Below are 24,722 nucleotides of genomic sequence, written 5' to 3'. Positions count from 1 at the left end.
GACGTCCGCGTCGGCTGGTTGCCGCTGTTTTGGCACGGGGACCATTTCGGCGTCTTCGTCTCGCTGTCCGGCCGGCAGGGCGCTGTCACCATCGCGACAGCATAAAGACCACGCGGCCACCAGAAGTACCGACCCACCAGCGGCCAGAAGGAAAATCTCATGACTGACGAAGAGTCAACCGAAGTCGTCAGCGGACCTCGCTCGGGAGTGAAGTACGTCGCCGAAGCGATCGGCACGTTCTTTTTGATGTTCACGGTCGGTGCGGCAGTCGGCAGCGGCAGCCAGTTCGCCCCGCTTGCTATCGGTGCGCTTTTGATGGTGATGGTCTACGCCGGTGGACACATCTCGGGCGGGCATTACAACCCTGCGGTGACCTTGTCGGTGCTGGTGCGGCACCGGATCACCGTGCGTGACGCCTGCATGTACTGGATCGTGCAGTTCGGCGCCGGGCTGCTGGCTGCTGTGGTGGTGCGTGGGATCGTTGATCCGGCACGGGACAGGAACCGTGACGATGACGCTGACCGGTCACGCTTTGGTGGCCGCATTCGTGGTGGAGCTGTTGTTCACCTTCGCCCTGTGTTACGTGGTGCTCAATGTAGCGACGAGCAAAAGCCATCCGGACAACTCCTACTTCGGCCTGGCAATCGGTTTCACCGTGCTGGCAGGCGCTTTCGCGGTCGGCGCGATCTCCGGTGGCGCGTTCAACCCGTCCGTCACCGTCGGCGCGGCCCTAATGGGGATGTTCGCCTGGTCGACGCGGTGGGTGTATCTGGTCGCCCAAGTAATCGCCGGCGCCGCGGCTGGAGTCACCGGCCATGATGACGCTGACAACGGTGATCAACCTCAACCCGATGGCCCCTAGCGGCTGGTGGATCGGCCTGCTGCGCATCGAAGACACCGCATTGGGCGCCGGGGTGGGTATGGCCGTCTCGCTGCTGTGGCCGCGAAGCTGGAACGGAACAGAGATCGTGTCAGAGATCGCCTGTTCCACTTCATATTTCATGCTCGTTCGCCGATCAGATCGCCGACGAGTCAATCCCCACTGAGGACTCGCACGAGTCCCTGGCGGTCGAGTTTGCCGGTGGGCAGCATCGGTAGTTCGCTCTCGGCGAGGATCGCGATGACTGTCGGCACCTTGAACCCGGAGAGGTTGGCGCAGGCATGGGCGGCGACGGCGTCGGTGGACAGCTGGGCGCCGTGCGCCGGCACGACGGCGGCACCGACGACTTCGCCGCGTACCGGATGGGGCAGGGCGACCACGAAGCTGTGCAGCACGCCGGGCATGGCGTCGAGGACCGATTCGACCTCGGCCGGAGAGACATTGGACCCGGCGGTTTTGATGAGGACGCTGGCGCGACCGGTGAAGTGCAAGTGCCCGGCGTCGTCGAACCATCCGCGGTCCCCGGTGTCGTACCAGCCGTCGGCGGTGAACACCTCGTGGCGTTCCTGTTTGTAGATCCCGCTCATTAGGATCTGGCCGCGCACCTGAATCTGGCCCTCCTGCCCCTGCGGCACCGCAAGACCCGCAGTGTCCACGATCCGGTGCTCCACGAGCCCGGGCAGCGGTATCCCCCAGGAGCCGCGCCGTTCCGGGGGAAGCGGGGCGTCGGGCACCTCGACCATGGTGTGCGGGCCGCCGGTCTCGGTCATGCCGAGCAGGTTAGGGGTGAGCTCTGGTTCGCTGGGTCGACGTTCGGGCGGCAGGGCCTGCAGCATGGTGCCGCCGCGGACGCTGGACAGGTCGCGCTTAGCGAAATCGGGGTGGTCGGCCATGGCCTGGCTGGCCTGCGCCCAGCACGAGATGAAGGTGGCCCGTTCCCGTTCGAGCAGGGCCAGCGTGGCCCCGGCGTCGAACACGTCCTGGGCCAGGATCGCGGCTCCGGTGGACAGCGCTTGCAGCACCACCATGGTCAGTCCGCCTACCCAGAAGAACGGCATCGGGGAATAGATGCGGTCGGCGGCGGTGACGCCGCGGTGGCGGGCCAGGATGGCCGCGTGACGCACCAGGCTGCCGTGGGTGTGCGCGACGGATTTCGGTAGCGCCGTGGTCCCGGACGTCGTGACCAGCACGAGCTCGTCGGCGGGTCGGACCTCCTGTTCGGCCGGGCCGGTCAGCGGCGCGACGGGGCCAAAGCTGGCGGGCCACGGCGTTGCCCACGCCCGGTCGCAGGCGGGCCAGACGTGCACCCGGCGCAGGTAGGGGACAGCCTCGAGGGCGATCTCCCCGTCTCCGTCGGCCAGGCCGGGCAGCGCGTCGGCGACGCGGGCGACGAGGTCGTGGCCGGCGATCGAGCGGCCCATCAATAGCACCTGGGTGTCGGTGTGGCGCAGCAGCCGAGCGAGTTCGGCGCCCGGCGCGAAGGTCGACAACGGGACGGTGAGCGCGCCGATGCGTGCCGCGGCCAGCCACGCGATGAGCCATTGGGCGCAGTTGGGGAACAGGATGCCGACGCGGGTTCCTTTGCCCACGCCCGAGGCCAGGAGCGCATCGGCGAGCGTCCTGGACTGCGCGTCGGCCTCAGCGAAACTCAGCCGCTCGCCGTCGGTGACCAGGAACTCGCCGTCAGGTTGCGCGCGGCGCCGCGACAGCAGTTCGGGAACACTGCCCGGCAGTTCCGCGTATGCCGGATCGTCCGGCGCGGTCTGCGCCGCGCTCATCAGCCGACGTGGACCGGAACGTGTGAGTAGCCAGCCACATTGGACATCGTCACCCGCCGCAAACCCTCGGTGTTCACCGAGAAGCGCGGCCAGCGCTCGCGTATCGCGTGCAAGGCGACTCGGGTCTCGAGCCGCGCTAACCAGGAGCCCAGGCAGCTGTGGGCGCCGTATCCGAAGGCCAGGGTGGTCGCGCCGCCCCGCCTGATGTCGAATACGTCGGCCCGGTCGTAGGCCCGGGGATCACGGGTCGCGGCGCCGGTGACCAGCAGAGTGGGCGATCCCGCCGGGATGGTGCCGTCGTCCAGCACCACGTCGCGGGTGGTGAACCGCCCCTGATATTGCGAGGGCGGATTGAGGCGCAGCATCTCCTCGATCGCGCCGGGGATCAGTCCGGGATCGGCGAGCACCAGCTGCCACTGATCGGGGTTGTTGTGAAAGGCCATGATGCCGTTGCCCACCAGCTTGGTGACCGTTTCGCTGCCGGCCGAGGCAAGCAGCACCGCGAACGTGGCGATGTCCTCGTCGGTGAGCCGGTGCGTCACTCCCGTCTCGTCCTCGTAGGTCGCGGTCACCAGCCGGCTGATGATCAGGTCGTCGGGCCGGCGGCGCTTCTCGCGAGCGAGGTCCAGGAAGTACTCGCCCATCGCCGCCGAGGCCGCCACTCCGCTCTCTGTGGCGAACGGATTGTTCTTCTCGCGGTGCAGGAACTCGTCGGTCCAGAGCCGGATCTGTTGGCGTTCCCCGGCCGGAACGCCCAGCATCGAGGAGATGATCTCCACCGGGAACAGCGCCGCGAAGTCGGCCACAAAGTCGAATTGGTCTTTGCCGCTGAGGGAGTCGACGTACGAGGTGACGACGTCGGTCACGAGTGGCTCGAGGTTGGCGATCGCCGCCTTAGTGAACACCTGACGCACCAGCTTGCGCAGCCGCTCGTGTTCCGGAGGATCCAAGAGGATCAGCATGTTGAGCTCGTCGAATTTCCTGCGCATCGACAACGCGTCCAGGGTGACCCCGTAGGCGCTGCTAAACGTCTCCCAGTCCCGGTGTGCGGCAACGACGTCCTCATACCTGCTCAGCGCATAGAAATCCCAGCGTTCGCTGTAATACACCGGCGCCTCGTCGCGCATCCAGCGATAGGTGTCGTACGGATCGTCGAAGAAACTATCCGAGTACGGGTCGAACTCGATGGGGGAGCCGTCCTCGCGGGGTTTGGTGGCCGACCCCGCACCGCGATCAGTCGACATCTCAGGCGCCGACCCGCATCATGCTCGACAGCGTGCCGCCCATCACCATGGCGAGCTCGTCGTCACTCAGCTCCGGGTGCCGCTCGGGGTAGCTGAGCGGATCGGCCAAGCCCTCCGGATGAGGATAGTCCGAGCCGAAGAACAGGTGATCGATCGGCACCAGCTTCGCGAGTTCGGCGACGTTCTCCTCCCAAAACGGATTGAAGTAGATGCAGCGTTGGATCGCCTCCACGGGATCCTCGGCGTAGAGCTGCGGCATCTTTTTGCGGGTGTCCTGGAGGTTCTCTAGTAGCCGCGGCAGCCAGGTCGTTCCGTTCTCCACCATGCCGATCCGAAGCTCGGGAAACCGCGTCAGCAGTCCGTGGCAGGCCAGCGCCGCAACAGAGTCCTCGGCCGGGTTGCGCGCCAGGCTGTAGTAGGAGCGGAACGGCGACGGCTGGAACGGCCGGAACTCGCCGGAACCCTCCCAGTCGTTGGCATAGCGGGAATACCCGCTATCCGAGGCGTGCATGATGACCAGCACCCCGGTCTCGACGACCCGCTTCCAGAACGGGTCGAATTCGGGGAGGGCGAATGAACGCGGGCCGTGGAGCCCGGGTACCGGCGCCGGCCGGATGAGAATGGCGCGCGCACCACGCTCGACCACCCAGTTCAGTTCGTCGATGGCCCTCTCCACGATGGGCAGGGTGATGATCGGCGTGGTGAAGATGCGGCCCTTGTAGTCGAATTGCCACGTCTCGTGCAGCCACTGATTCAGGGCGTGAATGATTGTGTGGGTCGCCTCGGGGTGCTCGCGGAAGCGTTCTTCCACCAGACTCGCCAGCGTCGGGTACATCATCGACTTGTCGATGCCCTGTTCGTCGAGCAGCGCCAGGCGAGGCGCTGGTTCACGGAACGCTGGGGTTGACTCGATTGGTTTCCCCAGAATCTCGCGGTGCGATTTGCCTTCGGGGTTGCCGTTGTGGAAGTAGTCCTCCTGGGCTCCCGGCGCAGCGACCTTGTCGAAGGTCGGGTTGGGGATGTAGTCGCTGATCTGTCCCAGGGTGGCGATCTTGGTGCGTCCATCCACTTCCACGTACCGGATTGCGCCGTGGTACTCCGGCGGCAGGAACTTGGTGAGCGCATCGCGTGTCTCGTACATGTGGTTATCACCATCGAAGACCGGAAATCCCAATCGCGACGTCATTGAACTCCTCCTCGTGCGCGGCCAAGCATGCGATGCCAAAGTGCCCTACTCAACCAATGTGACAATTAGGTGTGCGACTGACTCTAGCATCGAGTGCAGAAAAAGAAGATATAGGTTTACTTTTTCGTCGTGCTTCAGTCCGGGACCGGGTAACGTTCCTTCTGCGACGGTGCTTGCGTGTTGCCGAATGTCGAGCATTGTCACGATCGCCAGGAGGAATTAGGTGGATCTATCGCTGACGCGGGAGCAACGCGCGGTCCGCGACGCGTTCGCAGCCCTGTTCGGGAAACAGGCCACGCCACAGCGGGTGCGTAGCGCAGAGCCCACAGGTTTCGACCTACTGCTCTGGCGGCATTACGCCGACATCGGTGCGCTTGGTATCGGAGTGCCCTCGGACTGCGGGGGCGGGGACGGCGGCCTCCTCGAACTGGCATTGGTGGCCGAGGAAGCCGGCCGACGCCTCGCCCCGATCCCGGTCGCCGAGGCCGCCGCCGCGGCCCGATTGTTGGGTCGCCTGCGTGAGAAGGAACTGCTGGCATCGGTCCTAAGCGGATCGGTCATCGTGTCGCTGGCCACGCAACCCGGTCCGGTAGCACAGCAGTTGCTAATCGACGGCGCAATCGCGGACGCTGTGCTGACCCTCGACGGAGACTCCCTGGCGTACGTGAACCGCCCGGACGGCCTGTCCAAGACCGCACACCGCAACCTCGGTGGACTGTCGCTGGCCCAGTGGCACACTCCGGGCGCAACCACCGTCCTCGCCGAGGGCAGTGAGGCGCGCTCGATCTTCGACATCGCGGTCGACGAGGTACGCGTGCTGCGTGCGGCGGCGCTGGTCGGGTTGGCTTCCGAGGCCGTGGCGATCGGTTCCCGCTACGCGATCGTGCGCGAGGCGTTCGGTCAGCCCATCGGCATGTACCAAGCGGTCGCGCATCCATTCGCCGACGCGGTCACCGCCCTTGATGGCGCCCAGCTACTGGTCCGCAAGGCCTGCTGGGCAATGGATTCCGCGCAGGACGACGCCGGCGCGCTGGCGGCGATGGCGTTCGTGTTCGCCGCCGAAACGGCCTACCACGCGGCGACGCACAGCCTGCACGTCCACGGCGGATATGGGTTCATGGAGGAATACGACATCCAGCTGTATTACCGCAGGGCAAAAGCGTGGTCGGCAGCGTTCACCGACCCGCGGCGCGAGCTGCTCACTGTTGCGGACCGGCGGTTCGGCCCCGTGACGACCGAGGGTCGGTGACTCGATGGACTTCAGCGAACCTGAGAACTGGGCCCGAATCCGCCGCGAGGCAGAGGAATTCGCCGCCGAGCATGTGACCCGCGATGTGATCGAGCACGAGCGCCGGAACGGCGACGGCGTTGATCGCGCCCTCACCCGGAAGTTGGGGGAGCGCGGCTGGATTGCCTCGGGGTGGCCGGTCGACGAGGGTGGTGCCGGACTGGATCCGTTCGAGGCGGCCGCACTGTGGAACGCATTGCGCAAGGCGGGTGTGCCCACCGCCGGCCCCGGTACGACGATGCTGCCCGCCAACGCCATCCGCGCCACCGGCTCCGCGGAACTCAAAGCCAGAGTCCTGCCTGGCGTCGCCGCGGGTGAGGTTCTGATCTGTCTGGGCTACACCGAGCCCGCGGGCGGCTCGGATGTGTTCGCCTGCGCGACCCGGTCTGAGCGCGATAGCGACGAGTGGATTGTCAACGGGCAGAAGATCTTCACGACGTTCGCACATCTTGCCGACTATTGCTTCCTGCTGACCCGCTCCCAGCCCGGATCGGTGGGACCTCGGGGCCTGACGATGCTGCTCGTGCCGCTTGACACGCCCGGTATCGAGATCCGGGCGGTGCACACCATGGGTCACGAGCGCACCAATATCGTGTTCTACAACGATGTCCGGGTCGCCGATGCGAACCGAGTCGGCGAGGCACACGAGGGCTTTGCCGTGATGCGGGCGGCGCTGGAGGCCGAACAGAATGTTGCGCCCGGTTCGCGGACGGGGTGGGTCGCCGACGATGCGCTGGAGTTCGCCCGCACGCACCGTGGACCCAACGGCGCTGCGCTGATCGCCGATGTCCTGGTCCGCGAGCGCCTGGCCCGGATGGCGATGGAAGCGGAGGTGGCCGACTTGCTGGACTTGCGGGTGGCCTTCCTCGACGCGGAGGGGGACAAGCCAGGCCCGGTATCGGCATTGTTCGGGCCGGAAAGCTACGTGCGCGCGTCGGCCGCGGCGATCGACATCGCGGGGGCCGCGGGCATGATCGACTGGACCGATCCGCAGAGCGCGGTGGACGGCGCCTTGGACGCGCACTACCGGAGTGCGGTCGCGACAACGATTTACGGCGGGTCCAGTGAGGTGCTGCGCAGCCTCATCGTCGAGAACCGGCTGGGGTTCCCGCGCAGCCGTCCTCGGCGGTGACGCGCGCACCCGGACAACACGCTGAGAAGGCAACGCGCTCAGAGGAAGTCACTGCCACCGTCGACGTTGAGGTGGGCGCCGGTCATATACGTGTTGTCCGGTGAGGCGCAGAACGCGATGACGGCGGCAACCTCGTGAGGCAGCCCGAGCCGACCCAGGTCCACCGACATGCCGTGAGCGCGGCCCAGCAGTCCGAAGGCCGCCTCCGGGTCATCCGTCGCGATCCCGGCGGAGGCGAGCACCGGCCGTGCCCAATCGGTGAGGATCGGACCCGGGGCGACGGCGTTGACCAAGATGGCATCGCCCGCGAGGCTGCGGGCCAGGTTCTTCGTCAAGCTGAGTAGCGCGCTCTTGGCCGCGGTGTAGCTCACCAATCCCGCCGACTGGTGCTGCACCGACATTGCCGTCACGTTCACCACCCGGGCCCACTCCGCGGCTCGCAGCAGCGGCAAGGCCGCACGCACACACCGAACCGCGGACAACACCCCCTCGTCGAATGCCGCCGTCCACTGCGCGTCGCCCAGGTCCTGAAAGCGACCGGCCCCCGTCGGACCGGCGGCATTGACCAGCACGTTGAGTCGGCCCCAGCGCACGCCAACCAACGCAAAGACGGCGTCGACCTCCGACGCCGAGCTCAGATCCGCGGTCAACGTCAGCACTTCCGGGCTGCCGGCGTTCGCCAATGCCGTGGCGGTCTCCGTCAGCCGAGCTTTGTCCCTGCCGATGACGCCAACCCGCGCGCCCTGTTCGGCGAGGCACATCGCGGTCGCGAGTCCGATGCCGCGGGTGCCCCCCGCGATCACCGCGGTGGCATCGGCGAATCCGAGATCCATGATCGTCGCCGGCTACTTGGGCGCGAACCGTTGGCCGGCGTCGAGTCGGATAGTTGACCCGTTGAGCATCTGGTTCTCGGCGATGGACAGCGCCAGGGCGGCGTACTCATCGGGCTTGCCCATCCGACGCGGGAAGGCCGCGTCGCGGGTCAGCTCACCGGCCTTTTTCTCCGGAATCCGCGACGTGATCCCGGTCGCGAACAGGCTCGGCGCGACGGCGGTGACCCGGATGCCGAGGCTGCCGAGATCACGCGCCATGGTCAACGTCATTCCGGTGATCGCGGCCTTCGCGGCGCTATAGGCGACCTGGCCGATCTGCCCTTCGAACGCCGCAATCGAGGAGGTGTTGACGATCACGCCGCGTTCGTCGTCGTCGGGCTCATTGCGGCTCATATGCCAAGCCTGCAACCGGTTCAAATTGAAGGTGGCGATCAGATTGAGCTCGATCACGGACCGGAACGCATCCAGGGAATGCGGCCCGCTCTTGGAAAGCGTTCGTGCTGACACGCCGCCACCGGCGGTGTTGATCGCGATGTGCAGGGCTCCCAGGTCTTCGACGGCCGCCTCCAGCGCGGTCTGCACGCCGTCGCTGTCGGTCACGTTGCACGGGTGAAACGACGCGCCGGCGCCCAGTTCCTTGGCCACGGCGGCCCCGTCCGACGTCGGCAGGTCCAACACGGCGACTCGTGCACCCCGCTCTGCCAGCCGTTCGGCGGTCGCCCGTCCCATGCCCGAGGCGCCTCCGACGACCACCGCGGCGCTGTCCTTGACCTTCACACCAACCCCTGTCTGCTGTCGTGACTGATTGTCCTCTTACAAGGTCTTCACCGTACAGCTGAGTAGAGTGACGCTCTACTATTACGGCCGATCATATATTCGTTATCTGTTACGGTTCGTGTTGGTTGTTCGTCGGTTGTGACCGGAGGTGTGATGACAGAGCCCGGCCCCGCCGAGCCGGCCGTGCGGCCGTTGCCCCACACGAGCGTCAGCAGCGAGCCGTTCTGGGCCAGCGGAGCCGACGGGCGTTTGCGGATCGCTCAATGCCAAACGTGCGGCCGGTACCACCACCCGCCGCAGCCGATCTGTCCGCACTGCCGCAGCTTCGAGGTGGCGATGACGCCGGTGTCGGGACGCGCGACGGTCGTCGGTTTCACCGTGAACCATCAGCAATGGCTGCCGCGCTTCCCGCCGCCCTATGTCGTCGCCGTCGTCGCGATCGCCGAAGACCCGTCGGCCCGGCTCACCACGAACATCGTCGGCTGCGCACCCGAACACGTCGCCATCGGTCTGCGGGTCAGGGTGGTTTTCGAGCGGCAGGACGATATCTGGATTCCACTGTTCGAACCGGATTCCGAGGCCGCCGATGCCGGCCCGGTCCCCGGGCCCCGTGATCTCACAAGCGACGTGCGGCCCATGTCGTCCACCCGCAAGTTCGAGGACAAGGTGGCGCTCACCGGGGTCGGCAGCTCGACGATCGGGCGTCGCCTCATGGTCGATCCGTTGTCGCTGACCGTGACGGCGTGCCCGCGCGCCGTGGCCGACGCCGGCCTAGACCTGGCCGACATCGACGGCCTGGCCACCTATCCGGGCGGACTTGCCGGGGGGATGTCGGAGGGCGGGGTCACCGCGGTCGAGGAGGCATTGCGCATCCGGCCCACCTGGATTGCGGGTGGGGCCGAAGTCCCCGGGCCCAGCGGCTGCGTCGTGGCCGCCATGCTCGCCGTCGCCGCCGGACTGTGCCGGCACGTGTTGTGCTTTCGGACAGTCTGGGAATCGACCCATACCGCCCTGGCCAGGCGCGCGAAGTCCGCGGGAGGGGAAAGCCGGGCGTCGGGCATGTTCGAGTGGCGCGCGCCGTTCGGCGCGATGTCGGCAGCCAACTGGATCGGGGTCAACGCCTCGCACTACTTCTGGCGCTACGGTGGTGACCGCGCCTCGACGCTGGCCCCCATCGCCCTGACGGCGCGGGCGAACGCGTCGCGCAATCCGGCCGCGATCTACCGCGATCGCCTCACCCTGGACGACTATCTGTCAGCACGGATGATCAGCTCGCCGTTCGGCCTCTACGACTGCGACGTGCCGTGCGACGGGGCGATCGCGGTGGTCGTGTCATCGATTGACACCGCGGCGGATCGGCCGAAACCGCCGGTGCTGGTTGAAGCGGTCGGAACCCAGGTGCTCGACCGGATCTCTTGGGACCAGGACACTCTCACGCACGAACCGCAGGTGTTTGGTCCCGCGAAACACCTGTGGACCAGAACCAGCCTGCGGCCCGACGATGTCGACGTCGCCGAGCTCTACGACGGGTTCACCTTCAACGCCGTCTCGTGGCTGGAGGCGCTCGGGTTCTGCGGTGTCGGCGAGGCCGCGGATTTTCTCGACGGCGGAACCACGATCGCGCTGGACGGGAAGTTACCGCTGAATACCCACGGCGGTCAGTTGTCTGCCGGACGGACCCACGGCTTCGGCTTCTTGGCCGAGGCCATCGCGCAACTGCGTGGCGAGGCGGCCGGGCGACAGGTCGCCAACGCACAGGTTGCGGTCGTCACTACCGGCGGCGGTACGCCCGGTGGAGCGCTGCTGCTGAGACGGGAGAACTGATGCGCAGGACGGACGGATGAAGCTGCAACAGGATCCGGAGATCGAGAGTTTCCGCGCCGAGGTCCGAAGTTTCCTCGAGCAGCACCGCCCGCGGGTGCGCACACTGGGTAAAGCCGGGGTGCGCGCACCCGACGCCGAAGACATTCCCGCCCTGCGGACGTGGACCGCCCAGCTGTTTGAGGCCGGGTATGTGGGCGCTGACTGGCCCACCGAATGGGGCGGTGCCGGCACCAAAGATGCGCTGCGCGCGACGGTCGTCGGCGAAGAAATGGCGCGGGCTCGGGTACCCACGCCGATCGGTGCCGGCCTGCTGGCCGCCGCGGCCCTCATCCACTGCGGGCGCCCCGACCAGCAGAGGCGCTACCTGCCCCGGATCCGGACCGGCGAAGACATCTGGTGCCAACTATTCAGCGAACCCAGCGCGGGCAGCGACCTGGCGAGCCTGACCACGCGCGCGCGTCGCGACGGCGATGACTTCGTCGTCGACGGTCAAAAGGTCTGGACCACCAACGGCCAGCACGCCCAACTCGGCTACCTGTTGGCCCGAACAAACCCCGATGTACCCAAGCATGCCGGCATAACCGCGTTCGTCCTGGACATGACGAGCCCGGGCGTCGACGTGCGGCCGCTGCGCGAGATCACCGGCACCAGCGACTTCAACGAAGTCTTCTTCGATGGTGTACGGATACCTGCGAACAATGTGCTCGGCGAAGTCGACCAAGGCTGGAAGGTCGCGACCACGAGTCTCGTTGAGGAGCGCTCCAGTGTGGGCACCGCGGGCATCATCCAGGTGCGTGCGGTACGTGACGCCGTGGTGATGGCGCGGTCGCTGCGGCGCGGATCCGGCCCAGCGCTGGACAACGATACGGTCCGCCAAGACATCGGCCGGCTGTACGCGGCCGCGCGGGTCAGCGTTCGGCTGGGCCAGTACAACTTGTCGCGCGCGTTGAGTGGCGATTCCGATCCCGGCGATGCTCCTTTGGCCAAGGTGCTCTACAGCGAGACCAATCTCGCGCTCACCGAGTTCGGGCTCGGGCTGCAGGGCACCGATGCGCTGCTCACCGAAGACGACCCCGAGGCGATCGCGGGCGGTTGGTGGCAGGACGCATTCCTTTATTCGCGGGCTCTGACGATCGCCGGTGGCGCCAATGAGGTGTTGCGCAACATGATCGCCGAGCGTTCGCTTGGACTGCCCAGGGAACCGCGCGGTTCTTGACGTCTTCGGAGGTAAGTCGTGGATTTCACCGTGAGTGATGAACAACGGATGCTCGTGGAAAGCAGCCGCAAGTTCCTGGCGCGCGAATCGCTGATCAGTCGTGTGCGCGAACTCGCCGATTCCGATGAGCGCGGCTACGACGAGCGCGTTTGGCAGTTGGGCGCGGAACTGGGGTGGGCCGGCTTACTCATCGCCGAGCAATATGACGGTTTGGGGCGCGATCTGGTGGACGTCGCGCTGATCGCCGAGGAACACGGCAGGACGGTGCAGCCGGGCCCGCTCATCGGTAATACCCTTGCGGCAGTGGCGATCTCACAATCCGGACGCGACGACCTGTGTTCGGAGATATTGCCGCTACTGGCAAGTGCCCGGGGCGTCGCAGCGTGGGCCTTCGCGGAGTCGCGCCAGCCGTGGGACGCCGACGGAGTGTGCGCGGTGGCTGCCGAACATGCCGGGGGCTTCCGGCTGAGCGGCATCAAGGTCGCGGTGCAAGACGCCGACGCCGCGGGCTGGATTCTGGTCACCGCCCAGCTGGGAGGCCGCGTGGCGCAATTCCTTGTCGACCGACGGTCCGCAGGAATCGGTGTGCGGCGCCAGCACACCCTCGACATCACCCGGCGCCTCGACGAGGTCGTGTTCGACGATGTTGCGGTGCCGCCATCGGCGCTGCTGCACGCAGGCGACGCTGCGGAAACGGCGGTTGCACACCAAAATCGCTGTGGTGCAGTACTTGTCAGCGCTGACAATATCGGTGTCGGTGAGGCCGTGCTGGAGATGACTGTCCGGTACGCAAAGCTGCGGGTCCAGTTCGGTCGCCCCATCGGTAGCTTCCAGGCGGTCAAACACAAGTGCGCGACGATGCGGATGTGGCTGCAAGCTTCGAAGGCCGCGACCTATTACGCCGCGATGGCCGTGGCCGCCGAGGCGGATGATGCCGAGGAAGCCGCCAGCGTCGCAAAGGCGTACACCTCTTCGGCGATCGCCGCTCTGACCAGTGAGGCCCTTCAGGTGCACGGTGGTATCGGCTTCACCTGGGAACACGACCTGCATCTCTACCATCGTCGGGCCAAGGCGAACCAGGTCCTGTTCGGTGATCCTTATCTGCACCACGAGCGGCTCGCGGCGGTGCTGGAAACGGCTACCGCCTAGGCAACCGTTCGCCGGCCGAACTGGCGGGCCAACCAGTCCGCGCTGTCGCGTGCCGCGGTTCGCGCCACGGCGGTGTCGGCGAACATGTCGAAGCCATGCACAGCGCCTGAGTAGACATGCAGTTCGGTGGGCACCGCCGCCCGGGATAGTCGCGCGGCGAAATCGATCGACTCATCGCGCAAGCAGTCAGCCGTGCCGACGGCGATGAAAGTCGCTGGCAGACCTTTTAATTCGGTCGCCCGCGCAGGCGCCGCATCTTCTGGCACGTCTTCGGTGCGATACCGGTCGCCGAGATAGCTGCGCCAGCCGAACGCGTTGGATTCCCGGGTCCACACCGGCAATCCTTCGAGCTGGCTCGACTCGGTGCGGCCGCGGTCATCGAGCATCGGATATTCCAGGTATTGAAATGCCAAGGGGGCGTTTACATTATCGCGCCACCGTAGCGACAGGCCCGCCGCCAGTGCCCCGCCGGCACTGCGTCCGGCGATACCGACCTGCTGCGGGTCGACCTCTAGCTCATGGGCGTGTTCAAAGAGGAAGCGCAGCCCGGCCTCGCAGTCGTCCAGCGGCATGGGGTAAGGCGATTCGGGTGCCAGCCGGTATTCGACGCTGACGCAGACGCAACCCAACCAGCGGCACCACTCGATCAGGCGGGCATCGTCCATGTGCCGGTTACCGATCACCATCCCGCCGCCGTGCATCCAGAACAGGACGGGCGGCTCGGCCGCGGCTTCGACGGGTCGTAGCAGCGACAGAGCGACGCCATCGCGTTCGGTGGTCAGCTCGAGGCGCTCGATGTCGGGCGCGGACTGCGGCTCGAACATCGATCCGGCGCGCATGGCCGGAAGCGTGTCGATGGAGAAGTCGAAATCGGGGAATCCATCCAAACTTTCGTTTATCTCCGGGTCGATCCAGGTGGCTTTGATCGTCGCCATTAACCGACACCCATCAGGTGCTTGCCCGCGCCTACGAGACCACCGTCGACGCGGATGTCGCAGCCGGAGATGAACCCCGCGGCGTCGGACTCCAAGAAGGCCACCGCGGCGGCGATGTCCTCGGGACGCCCGGGCAGCGGTCGGTCTGGGCGCTTGACCGGGGTCACGTCGATCATGACCGGGATGATCTGCTGACGATCCAGTTCCAGCCTGCCCATCGGTGTGTCGATCAGGCCGGGTGAGATCGCGACGGTGCGGCCGCCCCTTTTGCCCCACGGCGTGGCCAGCCGTTCTGCTAGCCGGACCACGCCGCGTTTGGCCAGGACGTAGGCCGTGGCACTGTCGAGCTCTTGGCCCATGGCCTGTTCGATCGTGGCGAAGAACCCTTCGGCCAGCGGATCGTCCAGCAACGGCTCGACGCCCGCGGGGACGTCACTGTATCCGGCGATCGATCCGATCAGGATCGCGGAGCTCCCCGGGTTGACCAACGGGAGCAAGGCGTCGGTGATTCGAACCGATCCGGCCAGGTCCACGTCGAGCACCGTCGCCGCACCGGCCATTTCCGGTGAGACACCCGCGGTGTGCACGAGGCAGCGCAGACGCCCGAGCTCGCGTACCCGATCGGCGACCGCGGCGACATCGGCGGGGGAGGTCACGTCGCAGCGCAGCGTCTCGACGTCGGCCCCGTGCCCAGTCAGCGCCTTGCGCGCCTGGTCGAGTAGATCCTCGCGCATGTCCACGAGCAGCAGGCGGCCACGATCGGCCAGCGCGCGGGCGCAGGCCAGCCCCATGCCGCCCGCACCCCCGGTGATCACCAGGACGTTGTTCACAGTCATCCGGCTCCTCTCCATCGGTGGATCACCATCGGCCCCGCTGGCCGACGAATCCGCCGACAAGCCGTAGTGTGCCATAAAAGCAACTTAAAATATGCGATGGAGGAAACCCTAGTTGTCCTAGAAAGAATGTGATGGTCTACTCGACTTGTGAAGGTGACTTTCGAGCCCGATCTCTGTGAAGCCAATGGATTATGCGTGCTAGCGGCGCCCGAAGTATTCGAACTTATCGATGACGACGTCGTCGAGATCCTGTTTCCGGAACCGGCACCCGAGGTGGAGTCCGCCGTCACTGACGCGGTGATTGCCTGCCCTAAGCAGGCATTGCGACTACCTGCGGACTGACCTCAGCGCTTGTTGCAACGCTACATCGCACACGAACGTTGCAGAATACGAACTTATCGTTCTACTCTGAGGGAAGTCTGCCTTACAGCTGACTGCGAGCTTGTTTATCCGTCTGTGCCATGAGGAGTCCTTAATGCTGCCCGACGACGCCAAGATCATTTCCGTCGACGACCACGTCATCGAGCACCCCCGAGTGTGGCTGGACCGCGTCCCCGCCAAGTACGCCGACGTGGCTCCGCGCATCGTCAAGCTGCCCGACGGCAACGACACCTGGCTCTACGAGGGCAGCCAGTCCGGCAACTTTGCCCTCAACGCCGTTGCGGGCAAGCACCCACGCGACTTCGGCATGGACCCGCGCAGCTACGACGACATGTTGCCCGGATGTCATGAAATCGCCGACCGCATCAAGGACATGGACACCGAGGGCGTGTGGGCGCAGCTGTGTTTCCCCAACTTCGGCGGATTCGCCGGCAGCACATTTCACAAGGCCAAGGACAAGGACTTCGCCAAACTGTGCATCAGCGCCTACAACGACTTCATCCTCGACGAATGGTGCGGCTACGCCCCGGAACGTCAGATCCCACTGATGATGGTTCCGTTCTGGGATGTCGAGGCCTCGGTCGCCGAAGTCGAGCGCACCGCGGCCAAGGGCGCGAAATCCATCTCGTTCATCGAGGCGCCGCACAAGATCGGACTGCCGTCGTTTCACACCGACCACTGGGATCCGCTGCTGCGCATCTGCGAGGAAGCGGAACTGCCGCTGTCCATGCACTTCGGCTCCGGTGGGATGCCGCAGGGGCTCGCCCCCGACGGCGACCTGTTCATCGGCATCGCATTGTTCGGATTGAATTCGATGATGGCCACCGTCGACCTGCTGATGTCGGAGGTGTTCTACAAGTTCCCCAAACTCAAGGTCGCGCTGTCCGAGGGCGGTATCGGATGGATGCCTTATCTGTTGGAGCGCATCGACTACTCGTTCGGGCGGCACAAGTATTGGTGCAACATCAACGCCGACAAGTTGCCCTCGGAGTTGTTCCGCGAGCACATCTACGGGTGCTTCATCTCCGACCGGTCCGGGATCGAGCAGCGTCACCGCATCGGTGTGGACAACATCATGTTCGAAAGCGACTACCCGCATTCGGATTCCAACTGGCCACACACCCGCAAGCTGCTCGCCGAACACCTGGTCGACGTACCCGACGAGGAAGCGCGCAAGATCGTCGAACTCAACGCCCGGGCCCTGTACAACTTCTGGGTCTAAACCCGGCCGGCTCGTGACGACCCGGCAACCGCGCCGTTTACCCGTGCCAGCTCGGATACCGCGGGCGTGCTCATCTGCGCATGATGAAAGGTGACCGAATGATTGACCTCACACGGGGAAAGCGACTGCGATGCCGGCTGCGTGGCTCGAAGACGCCGGTGGTCATTCGCGACGCGCTGCCGCAAACCTCGACCGGAAAGGTCCTGCGGCGCGATCTCATCGCCGACCTACTCGGCGCGAAGCGGACAGCGACTTTATGACCGATCAACCGCCGCACCCAACCTTCGACGGAAGCGACAACAATGCCTGACGCGCTCATACTCTCGGCCGCTAGAACACCAATCGGCAGGGCCCGCAAGGGATCCCTGACGTCAGTCGACGCCTACGAACTCGCCGAGGTCGCCGTTACCGCGGCCGTCGAACGGTCACAGATCTCCGTGGCTGACCTCGACGACCTGTTGCTCGCGGAGTCCCTGCAGGGCGGAGGGGTGATCGGGCGCAACATCGCAGTGCGCCTCTGCATGACCAACGTGCCCGGGGTGGCTATCAATCGGCACTGCGCCTCGGGCGCCACTGCCGTGCAGTTGGCGGCGGCCACCATCATGGCCGGCATGGCAGACGTGATCGTCGCCGGTGGAACGGAAAGCGCGAGCACCATGCCGCGGCTGACCAAGGTGGCACCAGGTGCCCAAGAACCAACCCCATGGTCGCCGCAGAGCCATCCCGACGCCCCCGGCATTCCCGCTTTCGATATGTCGGTCACCATCGGTGAAAACACCGCCCGGCTCCACCATGTTACCCGCGAGCAAGCCGACGCCTGGTCCGCACGCTCACAGCAGCGGGCGCTCAACGCGATTGCCAAGGGCTACTTCGATGACGAGATCGTCACCGTCCCAATCAACCACGGCGAAGCTGTGTTCGACACCGACGAGCACCCGCGAGACACCACGCCCGACGCGCTCGCCGGGCTGAAGGTCCTGCACCCGGAACTACCCGATGCGGTCGTTACTGCCGGAAATTCTGCGGGCATCAACGATGCCGCCGCCGCGCTGGTTATCGGAGGCTCTGACTTCGCGTCCAGTCGCGGCCTCACACCGCTGGCACGGATCCGGGGTTGGGCATCTGTGGGCGTGGAGGTCGAACACACCGGAATGGCCCCGGTGACCGCAATCCCGTTGGCGCTCAGGCGCAGCGGTCTCACAGTGGACGACGTGGACCTCTTCGAGATCAACGAGGCGTTCGCCACGATGGCCGTGGCGTGCACGCGTGACCTCGGATTGGACGAGTCAATCGTGAATGTGAACGGCAGCGGTATCAGTCTTGGCCACCCCATCGCGGCGACTGGCGCTCGGATGGTGGTGTCGATCGTTCATGAACTCGCACGCCGCGATTCGCGCATCGGGGTGGTGGCGATGTGCGCCGGGGGAGGGATGGGCTCAGCGATGGTCGTCGAACGGATCTAACTCGAGCCCGAACGCTCAGCGCTGGACGGTGAGCTTGGTGTAACGGCCGCCCAAAAGCCATTCAGACACATAGAGATTTCCGTCGGGGTCCGTTGCGACAGCGTGCGGGGAGTTGAAGCGATCGTGGCTGGGCAGGTGCGGTATCTCCGTACGCCCATCGCCGGCGAGCGTGTTGGGCCAGCCCGGCCGGGTCGGCCACCCCGGGGCGGCAGTGGGGTCGTCGCCGATGTATCCCAGCAGATTGTCCTCGGGATCGAGTACGGCCACTCGCCCATAGAGCTCGGCGACGACCAGCAGGTCGCCCCACTGCGCAAAATCGCTGGGGCTGTTGAGGAACTGTTCACCGAAGGACCGCAGATAGCGGCCGCCGATATCGTAGACCAGCACGCGGGTGTTGACTCGGTCGGCAACGTAGAGCTCAGGGACCGTTTTGCGGCGATCGATGAAAATTGCGTGTGGACATGCGAGTCGTTGGCCGACTTCCTCACCGGTCAGCGTCGACCGATGGTTTCCCTGCTTGTCGAAGCGGTGCACGACACCTGACCCGTATCCGTCCGCCACCCAGATGTCGCCCGTTCCACCGAACCGCTCCTCGTCCACAGCGCAACCACACGGACAATACGGTCCCATCGGGCCGGCGGGGATGTCCGGATTCTGTTGGGGCACAGGCAACTCGGACCGGATCTGACCGTCCACGGTCATCTTCACCACTCGGGGTGCCCGGGTCTGGCAGCGGACTCCCTTGCCGAACATCGGAGTCCAGTCGGGGTCTCCGTCGTCGGCGCCGCAGCTGAACACGAACCCTGGATCGCTCACCCAGAGGAGTTCGTCATCGCCCTCGCGCACGAGAGTGATGCCATGGCCTTCGGTGAGGTCTGTGTCGACCACGCGGAGCAGACGGCCTCCGGTGTCGAACGCGACGAGTCGCCCGGCGTGGAAACTGATGATCTCGCCACCGTCGGTGGCGACGACAGCGTTGTGCACCCAACAGGACGGGGCACCCGGGACGGCGGACAGTTCTGCCCAATCACCGACCACCTCGTAGGAGGGGATGCTAATGGGCCTGCGGGTATCTGATGACACGACGAGCCTTCCGCTCTACTCGGCGGCGATAGCGCTACCGCAGCTCGCCTGAACTTCGTGATATTGACGAAACCCTCTCGGGTTCAGCGTCGTTCGCTCTGGACCACACCTGGCCCGCATCGTCTTCAAACTTGATCCGCACGTCGGGTGCAGCGTTGGGTTCCAACGAATAAAGGGCGGAAGCGTGTTGGTTTGGCCGTAGCCAGCGCGGGAAGTCCACTGCGTTGTGGGCAGCAACAAGGTCCATCCGGTTGGCTAGGAACGCCGGCTGCCGAGTTGGTAAGGCCCCGCCCCTTTCGAGCAGTGGGTGATGCTCGTCGGGCCACGGACCAGTGCTCAGCTTGGCGACGACGTCGGCGATCGCTTGCGTCGAGCGTTTGGCACCGCCGGGTCGAGCGCGTCCTTTGGAGTCGACCGCGCCTACCGAGACCTGTAGGTCGACGGCTAAAGAGGTGCCGTGATTCACCACTGTCACGGCCCAGATCTGCGGGCCAAGAAACGCCACTGGCGTCCGGTAGATCCTTACTTGCCGTGCCGATGCGATGCGTTCGGATTCCACGGTCAGCGCGCCGAGATCGGCGTCGGTCAGATCGGCTGCAATCGCGCTTTGCAAGCGGCCCTCGAAGTCAGCATCCCCATGACCAATGTAGCGCGGACAGATCCCTTCCCTTGTCAGTCGCTGCGTCACGTTGTCAAGCCAACTCTGGTCGTCCGAACTGGGCCCGTGCGAAGGTGATTCGGCGATGAGCCAAACGAGTACCAACTTGCCGGCTCGCTTTGCGCGCTCTACGTCACCCATCACCTCAACGACATCGCGGCCCATCGGGTCGAAGAGGGCGATGAACGCGTCGCAGCGGTCGGTGATCCCGCTTGACGGAATTAACGCAATCTGGGTCCGCTGCCCGCTCGCGCAGTTCCACCAATTCAGAGCATGACCAATGGCGGTGCGAGATCGCCCCGGGTCGTCGGGCGAGGCGATTGCCACCTCCATAACGTGGGCGGGGAACACTTTCTCATCTCCTCAGAGATACGTCAGCACTCAAGCGGTGCTGCGATGGATGACGTTGAGTGCTTTTTAATCTACCGGTCCTTGCTTCAGTGGGAAATAACATCCTACTATAGCGAACACAGCCTTGTAGCTTAGTGCTGATCGACCGGTTGCAACATGGCTCGCAGGCGTTCGCCAGTGAACAGGAGGGACATTGTCGACGGAGGGAAGCGTGCTGGAGTTCGACCCGTTCAAGCCTGGTCCCGCTGACGAGTTGCCAGCGGTTTACGCGGCGCTGCGAGAGCGGTTTCCGGTCTACCGGACCGGTACGAATATCTGGGTGATATCGCGATTTGATGATGTGAAGGCCGTTCAATCCAATCCCGCTGTTTTCTCGTCCCGTCCCAACCCCTACGAGGGAGATTCAGCACCGGCGGATGCCGAGATGAAGCCCGAGGTCATCGAGCGACTCATGGCCCTGACCGCGGGGATTCCCGTCGACATGAACGAGATGGCCTCCGCCAAGACCATCGCCGCCGCGGACCCGCCTCAACACACCCGGATACGCAGAATCGTGAGCAGGGGTTTCACACCCCCTCGAATCAAGGAGATGGCTGACGCGATCGCCAAGATCGTCGACCGCTGCCTAAGCGGTATTGACGAGCTTCCCAGCTTCGACCTGGTCGAGCGGCTGGCTATTCCACTGCCGGTGGAGATGATCTGCCACATCCTCGGTATCGACCGAAGCGAGTACGGGCGCGCCAAGTGCTGGTCCGACGCTTTCGCCGCCGCCGCCGGCGGCAATTTCAGCAGTGCCGCCGAACGCAACGAGTTGATGTTGACGACGATCAAGGAGTTCAGCACCTACTTCGTGCCGTTGATCGAAGCGAGGCGAGTTGAGCCGAGGAATGATTTGGTCAGTGCGATGGTCGCGGCGATCGACAACGAGTCGCTGAGCAACGTCGAAACATTGATGGTGGCGATCACCATCATGGTCGCCGGCAACGAGACGACCACGAACCTCATCGGCAATGCCGTGGTCGAACTGCTGGCCAACCCCGACCAGCTCAAATTGTTGCTCGACGATCCGTCGTTGTTGCCCAACGCCGTCGATGAGGCGAACCGGCTGACGACGCCGATCCAGTTCGCATTTCGGGAGGCGACCGAAGACACCGTCGTCGCTGGTACGACGATTCCGAAGGGGGCCATCATCGCTCTGCACATGGCCGCCGCGAATCGCGATCCGCGTCGCTTCGACGAGCCCGATCGTTTTTTGATCACTCGTCCTCCCGGTAAAAGCCTGGCCTTCGGTCACGGCATCCACTTTTGTCTGGGTGCTCACCTGGCAGGGCAGGAAGTGCGCGCGGCGATCGGCGGGCTGCTGCCCTACCTCGACCGCCTCAAATTGACCGATGCGCCGCTGGAACGCAACCCGACGGCGCTGCTCAACGGGTGGCAACGGGTCGAACTAGCGTGGGTGTCGTAGTGGCCCTGGGGAATTCCCGTTGAACGCGGACAGATAACGATGTTGACGGCATCGATGCTGCTAGACCCGGCAGTCCTGCAGAACCCCTACGCCTTCTACGCGATGCTGCGGGAGCAGGCGCCGGTCTGGATGGTGCCTGGTACGGACGTCGTCGCAATCAGCACTTTCGCACTGTTGTCGGAGGCGGTCGCGCGGCCCGAGGATTTCTCCTCGATCATGCGTTGTCTGCTTTACCGCGATCAGGATGGACTGCCTGCGCGCCTCGATTTCGGTGAGGCGGCCATGCCGACGCTGGCGACCGCGGACCCGCCCGTGCACACCACGCATCGGCGCGCGGTCTTCCCCGAATTAGTGGCACGGCGCATGCGCACCCTGGAGGACGACATTCGCGCGTTGTCAGCGGCCGCAGTCAAGCAAGCCCTAGATGACGGCAGCTTCGACTTCATGGCGAAGATCGGCAACATGGTGCCGATCACCGTGGTGGCCAGGCTGATCGGTTTTCGCGACATCGACCCCATGCAACTATTGGAAGCGGCCTTTGACTCCACCACGATGGTGGGCGGCACGATGTCAATGGATGAGCTCAGTACTTTTGTCGCGCGCACCGAGACTATCGAGGCCTGGATCGCCGATCAGATCGCGGGCACCGGCGAGGGGGGAGAAGAGGGAATCCTGCTGGCGGTTCGGCGGGCGCTGGATGCTGGCACCTTGCGCATCGGGGAGGCCACCATCATCCTGCACACCATGCTAAGCGCCGGCGGGGAGTCCACGACCAGCCTGCTGGGCAATGCGGTCGGGATGCTCGCTGAAAATCCCGGATTACAACAGCGGCTGCGCGAAAAGCCGCAGGACATCGATGTTTTCGTCGAGGAGGCGCTGCGGCTCGAGTCACCGTTTCGGCAAATGATGCGCAGCGTGCCACGAGACACCACGCTCGGCGGCGTCGAGATCGCCTCGGGCTCCACGGTGTTGCTTCTCTTCGCGGCCGGGAACCGCGACCCCGCTCAGTTCAAACACCCCGACCGAATCGACCTGACGCGCGAATCCCCCAAACGTCACCTCGCTTTCGGGCACGGCATTCATTTCTGCGTCGGGGCGGCTCTCGCGCGTATCGAAGCCCGTGCGGTGCTCGGCGCAATCCTCGAGCAGACCCGATGCTTCACGCTCGACGAGGATCGCGCACCGCGGTGGGTGGACAGCCTGTTGGTCCGTCGGCACGCAGAACTCCACGTCTGCGCTGCTCCCCGGTGAGCTATGAGTCCCGACAGCGAGGGGGAGGGGAATGTCGCCTCCGTCAATGGAGTTGGAAAGCTATAGCTGCTCGATCGTTAGATAACGGCGATCTCGGTGGGCGCGCGGGAGGCGAAGTCGATCACTCGCGCGCCGGCGGGCTGGACATCAGGTATCGGCTGGATGTCGCTGCCCACAGCGTCATCGAGGTGGACGACGACGCCGGCGGGTGGTTGTTCGATCGGGTGATGGCCGGGTGGGACGCCACTGTCTTCCTCGCCGCCGACGCCGATGTGCGAGAGCTGATAGCGCGGTCCTGCTGTGAGCGGACCGGCCAGCGAATGCTAAACGACATCATCGAACAGCGGCTCGGCCAGTTCGGTCATTGCCGATCGGCCTCGAAGCCACGCCGAACCGCGCGTTGCCCAGTGCTCCCGTTCCAACACCTGGGCTAGAGCGAGTGCGCTACCCGACGCCAGAATTCTGGAGTCCCATTGCTTGGCGTGATCAGCCAAGCGTGCGGCCTCGTTGACGGCGTCTCCAATGACCGTGTATTCGTAGCGGTTCTCCGCGCCGATATTGCCTGCGAATACCGCACCGGCGGCCACTCCGATACCGAAGTCCACCAGTGGCAGCGCCCTCAGTTCCGTGCCGAGCGCGCGTGCCGTCGCGAGCGCCGCCGAAGCCGGTTCATCAATGTCGATGGGTGCTCCGAACACGGCCAGGACCGCGTCGCCTTCGAACTTATTGATCAGGCCGTGCTGCTGGTGCACGGCCGCGACCACTATGCGGAAGAAGTCGTTCAGGATGCTCGCGACTTCCTCGGGCCGCCGGCCGGCGGCGATCGCCGTTGACCCCACCAGATCGACGAAGAGTACGGCGACATCGCGGACGTCACCCGATAGGGAGCCATCGTGTTGAAGTGCCTGGCGTGCCACGTCTGCGCCCACGTGGCGCCCGAAGAGGTCCCGGAGGCGTTCCCTTTCCTCAAGGCCTGCCACCATCCGGTTGAATCCGACCTGGAGTCGTCCGATTTCGGAGGGCTCATACACCTCGACGAGCGCCCCGCCATGGCCGTGCTCCACCTCGGTCATGGCGATGACGACTTCACGAACTGGGTCCGAGATTGACCGGGCAACCAAGATCATCGCGCGAAACCCCAAGGCGAGGGATGCCACAGCGAGCACCAGAACCGGTGTTTCGATTGGCGCTGACTTCGGCACAAGCCACCCGTTGGAGCGCGACAAGACGATCAATGCGATTCCAGCGATGGGTAATGCACTAAAGAGGACCCACGTAATCATCACTCGTGCAAGTACCCCCGGCATTTCGCTAGAGGGTTCGGCGGTCTTCATTGACGCCGCCAGGATGGGCCGCAGGATGCGTTGAGTTATCAGATAGCCCATGGAGGCGGTGGCCGCACCCCCGAACAGAATGGCGGTACCAATCACGCAGGCGACGGCGCCGCCGGCGTGAAAGTTGACCAGAACCAACACTGCGCCGCCGACAGCCCAGATGCCGAACTGGACGACGGTCTGGCGGGCGGCTATGCGCATAGCCGCGCGCTGTTGAGCGGGCGTTGGTTCGGCGCCATCGGCGAACCAACGGAAGGACGGAACCATATTCAAGACACCGGCCACACCACCGACGGTTGCCGAGATTGCGACCAGACCGCACACAGCAATCAGGTTCTTTCTGCTGGAGAGGATGCCGGGGTCCCCGCCGCGGTTACGGGTGAGCGAGACGATCATCAAAGAGACTGCGCCGGCGGCCAGGAGGTGCGCGGAGGTC

At 65.2% G+C, this 24,722-nt stretch carries 22 protein-coding genes and 1 pseudogene; 12 read left to right on the top strand and 11 right to left on the bottom strand.

Annotated elements, in window-relative coordinates:
- Positions 1-159 precede the first annotated feature (159 nt).
- A pseudogene (locus QGN30_RS25780) lies at positions 160-862 on the top strand (MIP/aquaporin family protein).
- A complete protein-coding gene (locus QGN30_RS19390) occupies positions 816-1,046 on the top strand; it encodes a hypothetical protein (RefSeq protein ID WP_165576438.1) in 231 nt (76 codons plus the stop codon). The pseudogene QGN30_RS25780 and the gene QGN30_RS19390 overlap by 47 nt, the downstream one beginning before the upstream one ends.
- On the opposite strand, the gene QGN30_RS19385 is transcribed toward QGN30_RS19390, so the two are convergent.
- Genes QGN30_RS19385 through QGN30_RS19375 form a run of 3 tightly spaced genes read right to left on the bottom strand, consistent with a single transcriptional unit; the run spans position 1,033 to position 5,088 of the window.
- Positions 1,033-2,658, bottom strand: coding sequence for a class I adenylate-forming enzyme family protein (locus QGN30_RS19385; RefSeq protein ID WP_038535389.1), 1,626 nt, complete (start codon positions 2,656-2,658; stop codon positions 1,033-1,035). The genes QGN30_RS19390 and QGN30_RS19385 overlap by 14 nt on opposite strands.
- Entirely contained in the window at positions 2,658-3,902 is a 1,245-nt protein-coding gene (locus QGN30_RS19380; protein WP_038535391.1) for a cytochrome P450, read from the bottom strand. Before QGN30_RS19380 ends, QGN30_RS19385 begins: the two co-directional genes overlap by 1 nt.
- 1 nt (position 3,903) lies before the next feature.
- Complete coding sequence (locus QGN30_RS19375) at positions 3,904-5,088, bottom strand: amidohydrolase family protein (protein ID WP_038535393.1); 1,185 nt, start codon at positions 5,086-5,088, stop codon at positions 3,904-3,906.
- Between the two features lie 223 nt (positions 5,089-5,311).
- Between QGN30_RS19375 and QGN30_RS19370 the strand changes: the two genes are divergently transcribed.
- Both QGN30_RS19370 and QGN30_RS19365 read left to right on the top strand, forming a co-directional pair.
- Positions 5,312-6,337 carry an acyl-CoA dehydrogenase family protein gene (locus QGN30_RS19370; protein ID WP_038535395.1) on the top strand — a complete coding sequence of 342 codons (1,026 nt, stop codon included), beginning with the start codon at positions 5,312-5,314 and terminating at the stop codon, positions 6,335-6,337.
- A 4-nt stretch (positions 6,338-6,341) separates the two neighbouring features.
- Entirely contained in the window at positions 6,342-7,508 is a 1,167-nt protein-coding gene (locus QGN30_RS19365; protein WP_038535397.1) for an acyl-CoA dehydrogenase family protein, read from the top strand.
- Positions 7,509-7,546: 38 nt separating this feature from the next.
- Here QGN30_RS19365 and QGN30_RS19360 read toward each other — a convergent pair whose 3' ends face one another.
- Both QGN30_RS19360 and QGN30_RS19355 read right to left on the bottom strand, forming a co-directional pair.
- Positions 7,547-8,341 (bottom strand): SDR family NAD(P)-dependent oxidoreductase, encoded by a 795-nt coding sequence (locus QGN30_RS19360; protein ID WP_038535398.1) that lies wholly within the window; start codon positions 8,339-8,341, stop codon positions 7,547-7,549.
- 12 nt (positions 8,342-8,353) lie between these two features.
- Positions 8,354-9,118 (bottom strand): SDR family NAD(P)-dependent oxidoreductase, encoded by a 765-nt coding sequence (locus tag QGN30_RS19355; protein WP_038535400.1) that lies wholly within the window; start codon positions 9,116-9,118, stop codon positions 8,354-8,356.
- 153 nt (positions 9,119-9,271) lie between these two features.
- Between QGN30_RS19355 and QGN30_RS19350 the strand changes: the two genes are divergently transcribed.
- Genes QGN30_RS19350 through QGN30_RS19340 form a run of 3 tightly spaced genes read left to right on the top strand, consistent with a single transcriptional unit; the run spans position 9,272 to position 13,307 of the window.
- Positions 9,272-10,942 carry a thiolase C-terminal domain-containing protein gene (locus tag QGN30_RS19350; RefSeq protein ID WP_326565309.1) on the top strand — a complete coding sequence of 557 codons (1,671 nt, stop codon included), beginning with the start codon at positions 9,272-9,274 and terminating at the stop codon, positions 10,940-10,942.
- Positions 10,943-10,958: 16 nt separating this feature from the next.
- A complete protein-coding gene (locus QGN30_RS19345) occupies positions 10,959-12,158 on the top strand; it encodes an acyl-CoA dehydrogenase family protein (RefSeq protein WP_009953683.1) in 1,200 nt (399 codons plus the stop codon).
- Between the two features lie 18 nt (positions 12,159-12,176).
- Positions 12,177-13,307 carry an acyl-CoA dehydrogenase family protein gene (locus tag QGN30_RS19340; protein WP_009953684.1) on the top strand — a complete coding sequence of 377 codons (1,131 nt, stop codon included), beginning with the start codon at positions 12,177-12,179 and terminating at the stop codon, positions 13,305-13,307.
- On the opposite strand, the gene QGN30_RS19335 is transcribed toward QGN30_RS19340, so the two are convergent.
- Both QGN30_RS19335 and QGN30_RS19330 read right to left on the bottom strand, forming a co-directional pair.
- Positions 13,304-14,242, bottom strand: coding sequence for an alpha/beta hydrolase (locus tag QGN30_RS19335; RefSeq protein WP_009953686.1), 939 nt, complete (start codon positions 14,240-14,242; stop codon positions 13,304-13,306). The genes QGN30_RS19340 and QGN30_RS19335 overlap by 4 nt on opposite strands.
- A complete protein-coding gene (locus QGN30_RS19330; protein ID WP_036396783.1) occupies positions 14,242-15,078 on the bottom strand; it encodes an SDR family oxidoreductase in 837 nt (278 codons plus the stop codon). Before QGN30_RS19330 ends, QGN30_RS19335 begins: the two co-directional genes overlap by 1 nt.
- A 153-nt stretch (positions 15,079-15,231) precedes the next feature.
- On the opposite strand from QGN30_RS19330, the gene QGN30_RS19325 reads away from it, so the two are divergent.
- The 3 genes from QGN30_RS19325 (at position 15,232) to QGN30_RS19315 (ending at position 18,144) form a co-directional block, all read left to right on the top strand.
- A complete protein-coding gene (locus QGN30_RS19325) occupies positions 15,232-15,420 on the top strand; it encodes a ferredoxin (RefSeq protein WP_372457228.1) in 189 nt (62 codons plus the stop codon).
- A gap of 133 nt (positions 15,421-15,553) precedes the next feature.
- The gene (locus QGN30_RS19320; RefSeq protein ID WP_009953692.1) at positions 15,554-16,681 is read left to right on the top strand and encodes an amidohydrolase family protein; all 1,128 of its coding nucleotides are present in this window, start codon (positions 15,554-15,556) and stop codon (positions 16,679-16,681) included.
- Between the two features lie 302 nt (positions 16,682-16,983).
- On the top strand, positions 16,984-18,144 hold the full coding sequence (locus QGN30_RS19315; RefSeq protein ID WP_009953694.1) for a thiolase family protein: 1,161 nt from the start codon (positions 16,984-16,986) through the stop codon (positions 18,142-18,144).
- Between the two features lie 15 nt (positions 18,145-18,159).
- Here the strand turns inward: QGN30_RS19315 and QGN30_RS19310 are convergent, their stop codons facing one another.
- Both QGN30_RS19310 and QGN30_RS19305 read right to left on the bottom strand, forming a co-directional pair.
- On the bottom strand, positions 18,160-19,182 hold the full coding sequence (locus QGN30_RS19310) for a hypothetical protein (RefSeq protein ID WP_014379498.1): 1,023 nt from the start codon (positions 19,180-19,182) through the stop codon (positions 18,160-18,162).
- Between the two features lie 79 nt (positions 19,183-19,261).
- Positions 19,262-20,218: a hypothetical protein gene (locus QGN30_RS19305; RefSeq protein ID WP_014379499.1), complete on the bottom strand. Its 957-nt coding sequence runs from the start codon at positions 20,216-20,218 to the stop codon at positions 19,262-19,264.
- A gap of 229 nt (positions 20,219-20,447) precedes the next feature.
- Here QGN30_RS19305 and QGN30_RS19300 point away from each other — a divergent pair, with 229 nt between their 5' ends.
- Entirely contained in the window at positions 20,448-21,701 is a 1,254-nt protein-coding gene (locus QGN30_RS19300) for a cytochrome P450 (protein WP_009953698.1), read from the top strand.
- Positions 21,702-21,740: 39 nt separating this feature from the next.
- Positions 21,741-22,952: a cytochrome P450 gene (locus QGN30_RS19295; protein WP_009953700.1), complete on the top strand. Its 1,212-nt coding sequence runs from the start codon at positions 21,741-21,743 to the stop codon at positions 22,950-22,952.
- 121 nt (positions 22,953-23,073) lie between these two features.
- Here the strand turns inward: QGN30_RS19295 and QGN30_RS19290 are convergent, their stop codons facing one another.
- Complete coding sequence (locus QGN30_RS19290; RefSeq protein WP_263644111.1) at positions 23,074-23,199, bottom strand: hypothetical protein; 126 nt, start codon at positions 23,197-23,199, stop codon at positions 23,074-23,076.
- 76 nt (positions 23,200-23,275) lie between these two features.
- Positions 23,276-24,682, bottom strand: coding sequence for an adenylate/guanylate cyclase domain-containing protein (locus QGN30_RS19285; RefSeq protein WP_014379500.1), 1,407 nt, complete (start codon positions 24,680-24,682; stop codon positions 23,276-23,278).
- Between the last annotated feature and the right edge of the window lie 40 nt (positions 24,683-24,722).

Origin of the sequence: Mycobacterium sp. 3-98 (assembly GCF_035918355.1) — a bacterium.
GTDB classification, from domain to species: Bacteria; Actinomycetota; Actinomycetes; order Mycobacteriales; family Mycobacteriaceae; genus Mycobacterium; species Mycobacterium intracellulare.
Note: the sequence above shows the minus strand (reverse complement) of the source record. Positions and strands in the feature narration are given on the sequence as shown.

Excerpts from the sequence above, each read along its gene's own strand:
- QGN30_RS19390 (WP_165576438.1), top strand. The coding sequence starts at position 816 with ATGATGACGCTGACAACGGTGATCAACCTCAACCCGATGGCCCCTAGC.
- QGN30_RS19385 (WP_038535389.1), bottom strand. The coding sequence starts at position 2,658 with ATGAGCGCGGCGCAGACCGCGCCGGACGATCCGGCATACGCGGAACTG.
- QGN30_RS19380 (WP_038535391.1), bottom strand. The coding sequence starts at position 3,902 with ATGTCGACTGATCGCGGTGCGGGGTCGGCCACCAAACCCCGCGAGGAC.
- QGN30_RS19375 (WP_038535393.1), bottom strand. The coding sequence starts at position 5,088 with ATGACGTCGCGATTGGGATTTCCGGTCTTCGATGGTGATAACCACATG.
- QGN30_RS19365 (WP_038535397.1), top strand. The coding sequence starts at position 6,342 with ATGGACTTCAGCGAACCTGAGAACTGGGCCCGAATCCGCCGCGAGGCA.
- QGN30_RS19360 (WP_038535398.1), bottom strand. The coding sequence starts at position 8,341 with ATGGATCTCGGATTCGCCGATGCCACCGCGGTGATCGCGGGGGGCACC.
- QGN30_RS19350 (WP_326565309.1), top strand. The coding sequence starts at position 9,272 with ATGACAGAGCCCGGCCCCGCCGAGCCGGCCGTGCGGCCGTTGCCCCAC.
- QGN30_RS19345 (WP_009953683.1), top strand. The coding sequence starts at position 10,959 with ATGAAGCTGCAACAGGATCCGGAGATCGAGAGTTTCCGCGCCGAGGTC.
- QGN30_RS19335 (WP_009953686.1), bottom strand. The coding sequence starts at position 14,242 with ATGGCGACGATCAAAGCCACCTGGATCGACCCGGAGATAAACGAAAGT.
- QGN30_RS19330 (WP_036396783.1), bottom strand. The coding sequence starts at position 15,078 with ATGACTGTGAACAACGTCCTGGTGATCACCGGGGGTGCGGGCGGCATG.
- QGN30_RS19320 (WP_009953692.1), top strand. The coding sequence starts at position 15,554 with ATGCTGCCCGACGACGCCAAGATCATTTCCGTCGACGACCACGTCATC.
- QGN30_RS19315 (WP_009953694.1), top strand. The coding sequence starts at position 16,984 with ATGCCTGACGCGCTCATACTCTCGGCCGCTAGAACACCAATCGGCAGG.
- QGN30_RS19305 (WP_014379499.1), bottom strand. The coding sequence starts at position 20,218 with ATGGAGGTGGCAATCGCCTCGCCCGACGACCCGGGGCGATCTCGCACC.
- QGN30_RS19295 (WP_009953700.1), top strand. The coding sequence starts at position 21,741 with ATGTTGACGGCATCGATGCTGCTAGACCCGGCAGTCCTGCAGAACCCC.
- QGN30_RS19285 (WP_014379500.1), bottom strand. The coding sequence starts at position 24,682 with ATGATCGTCTCGCTCACCCGTAACCGCGGCGGGGACCCCGGCATCCTC.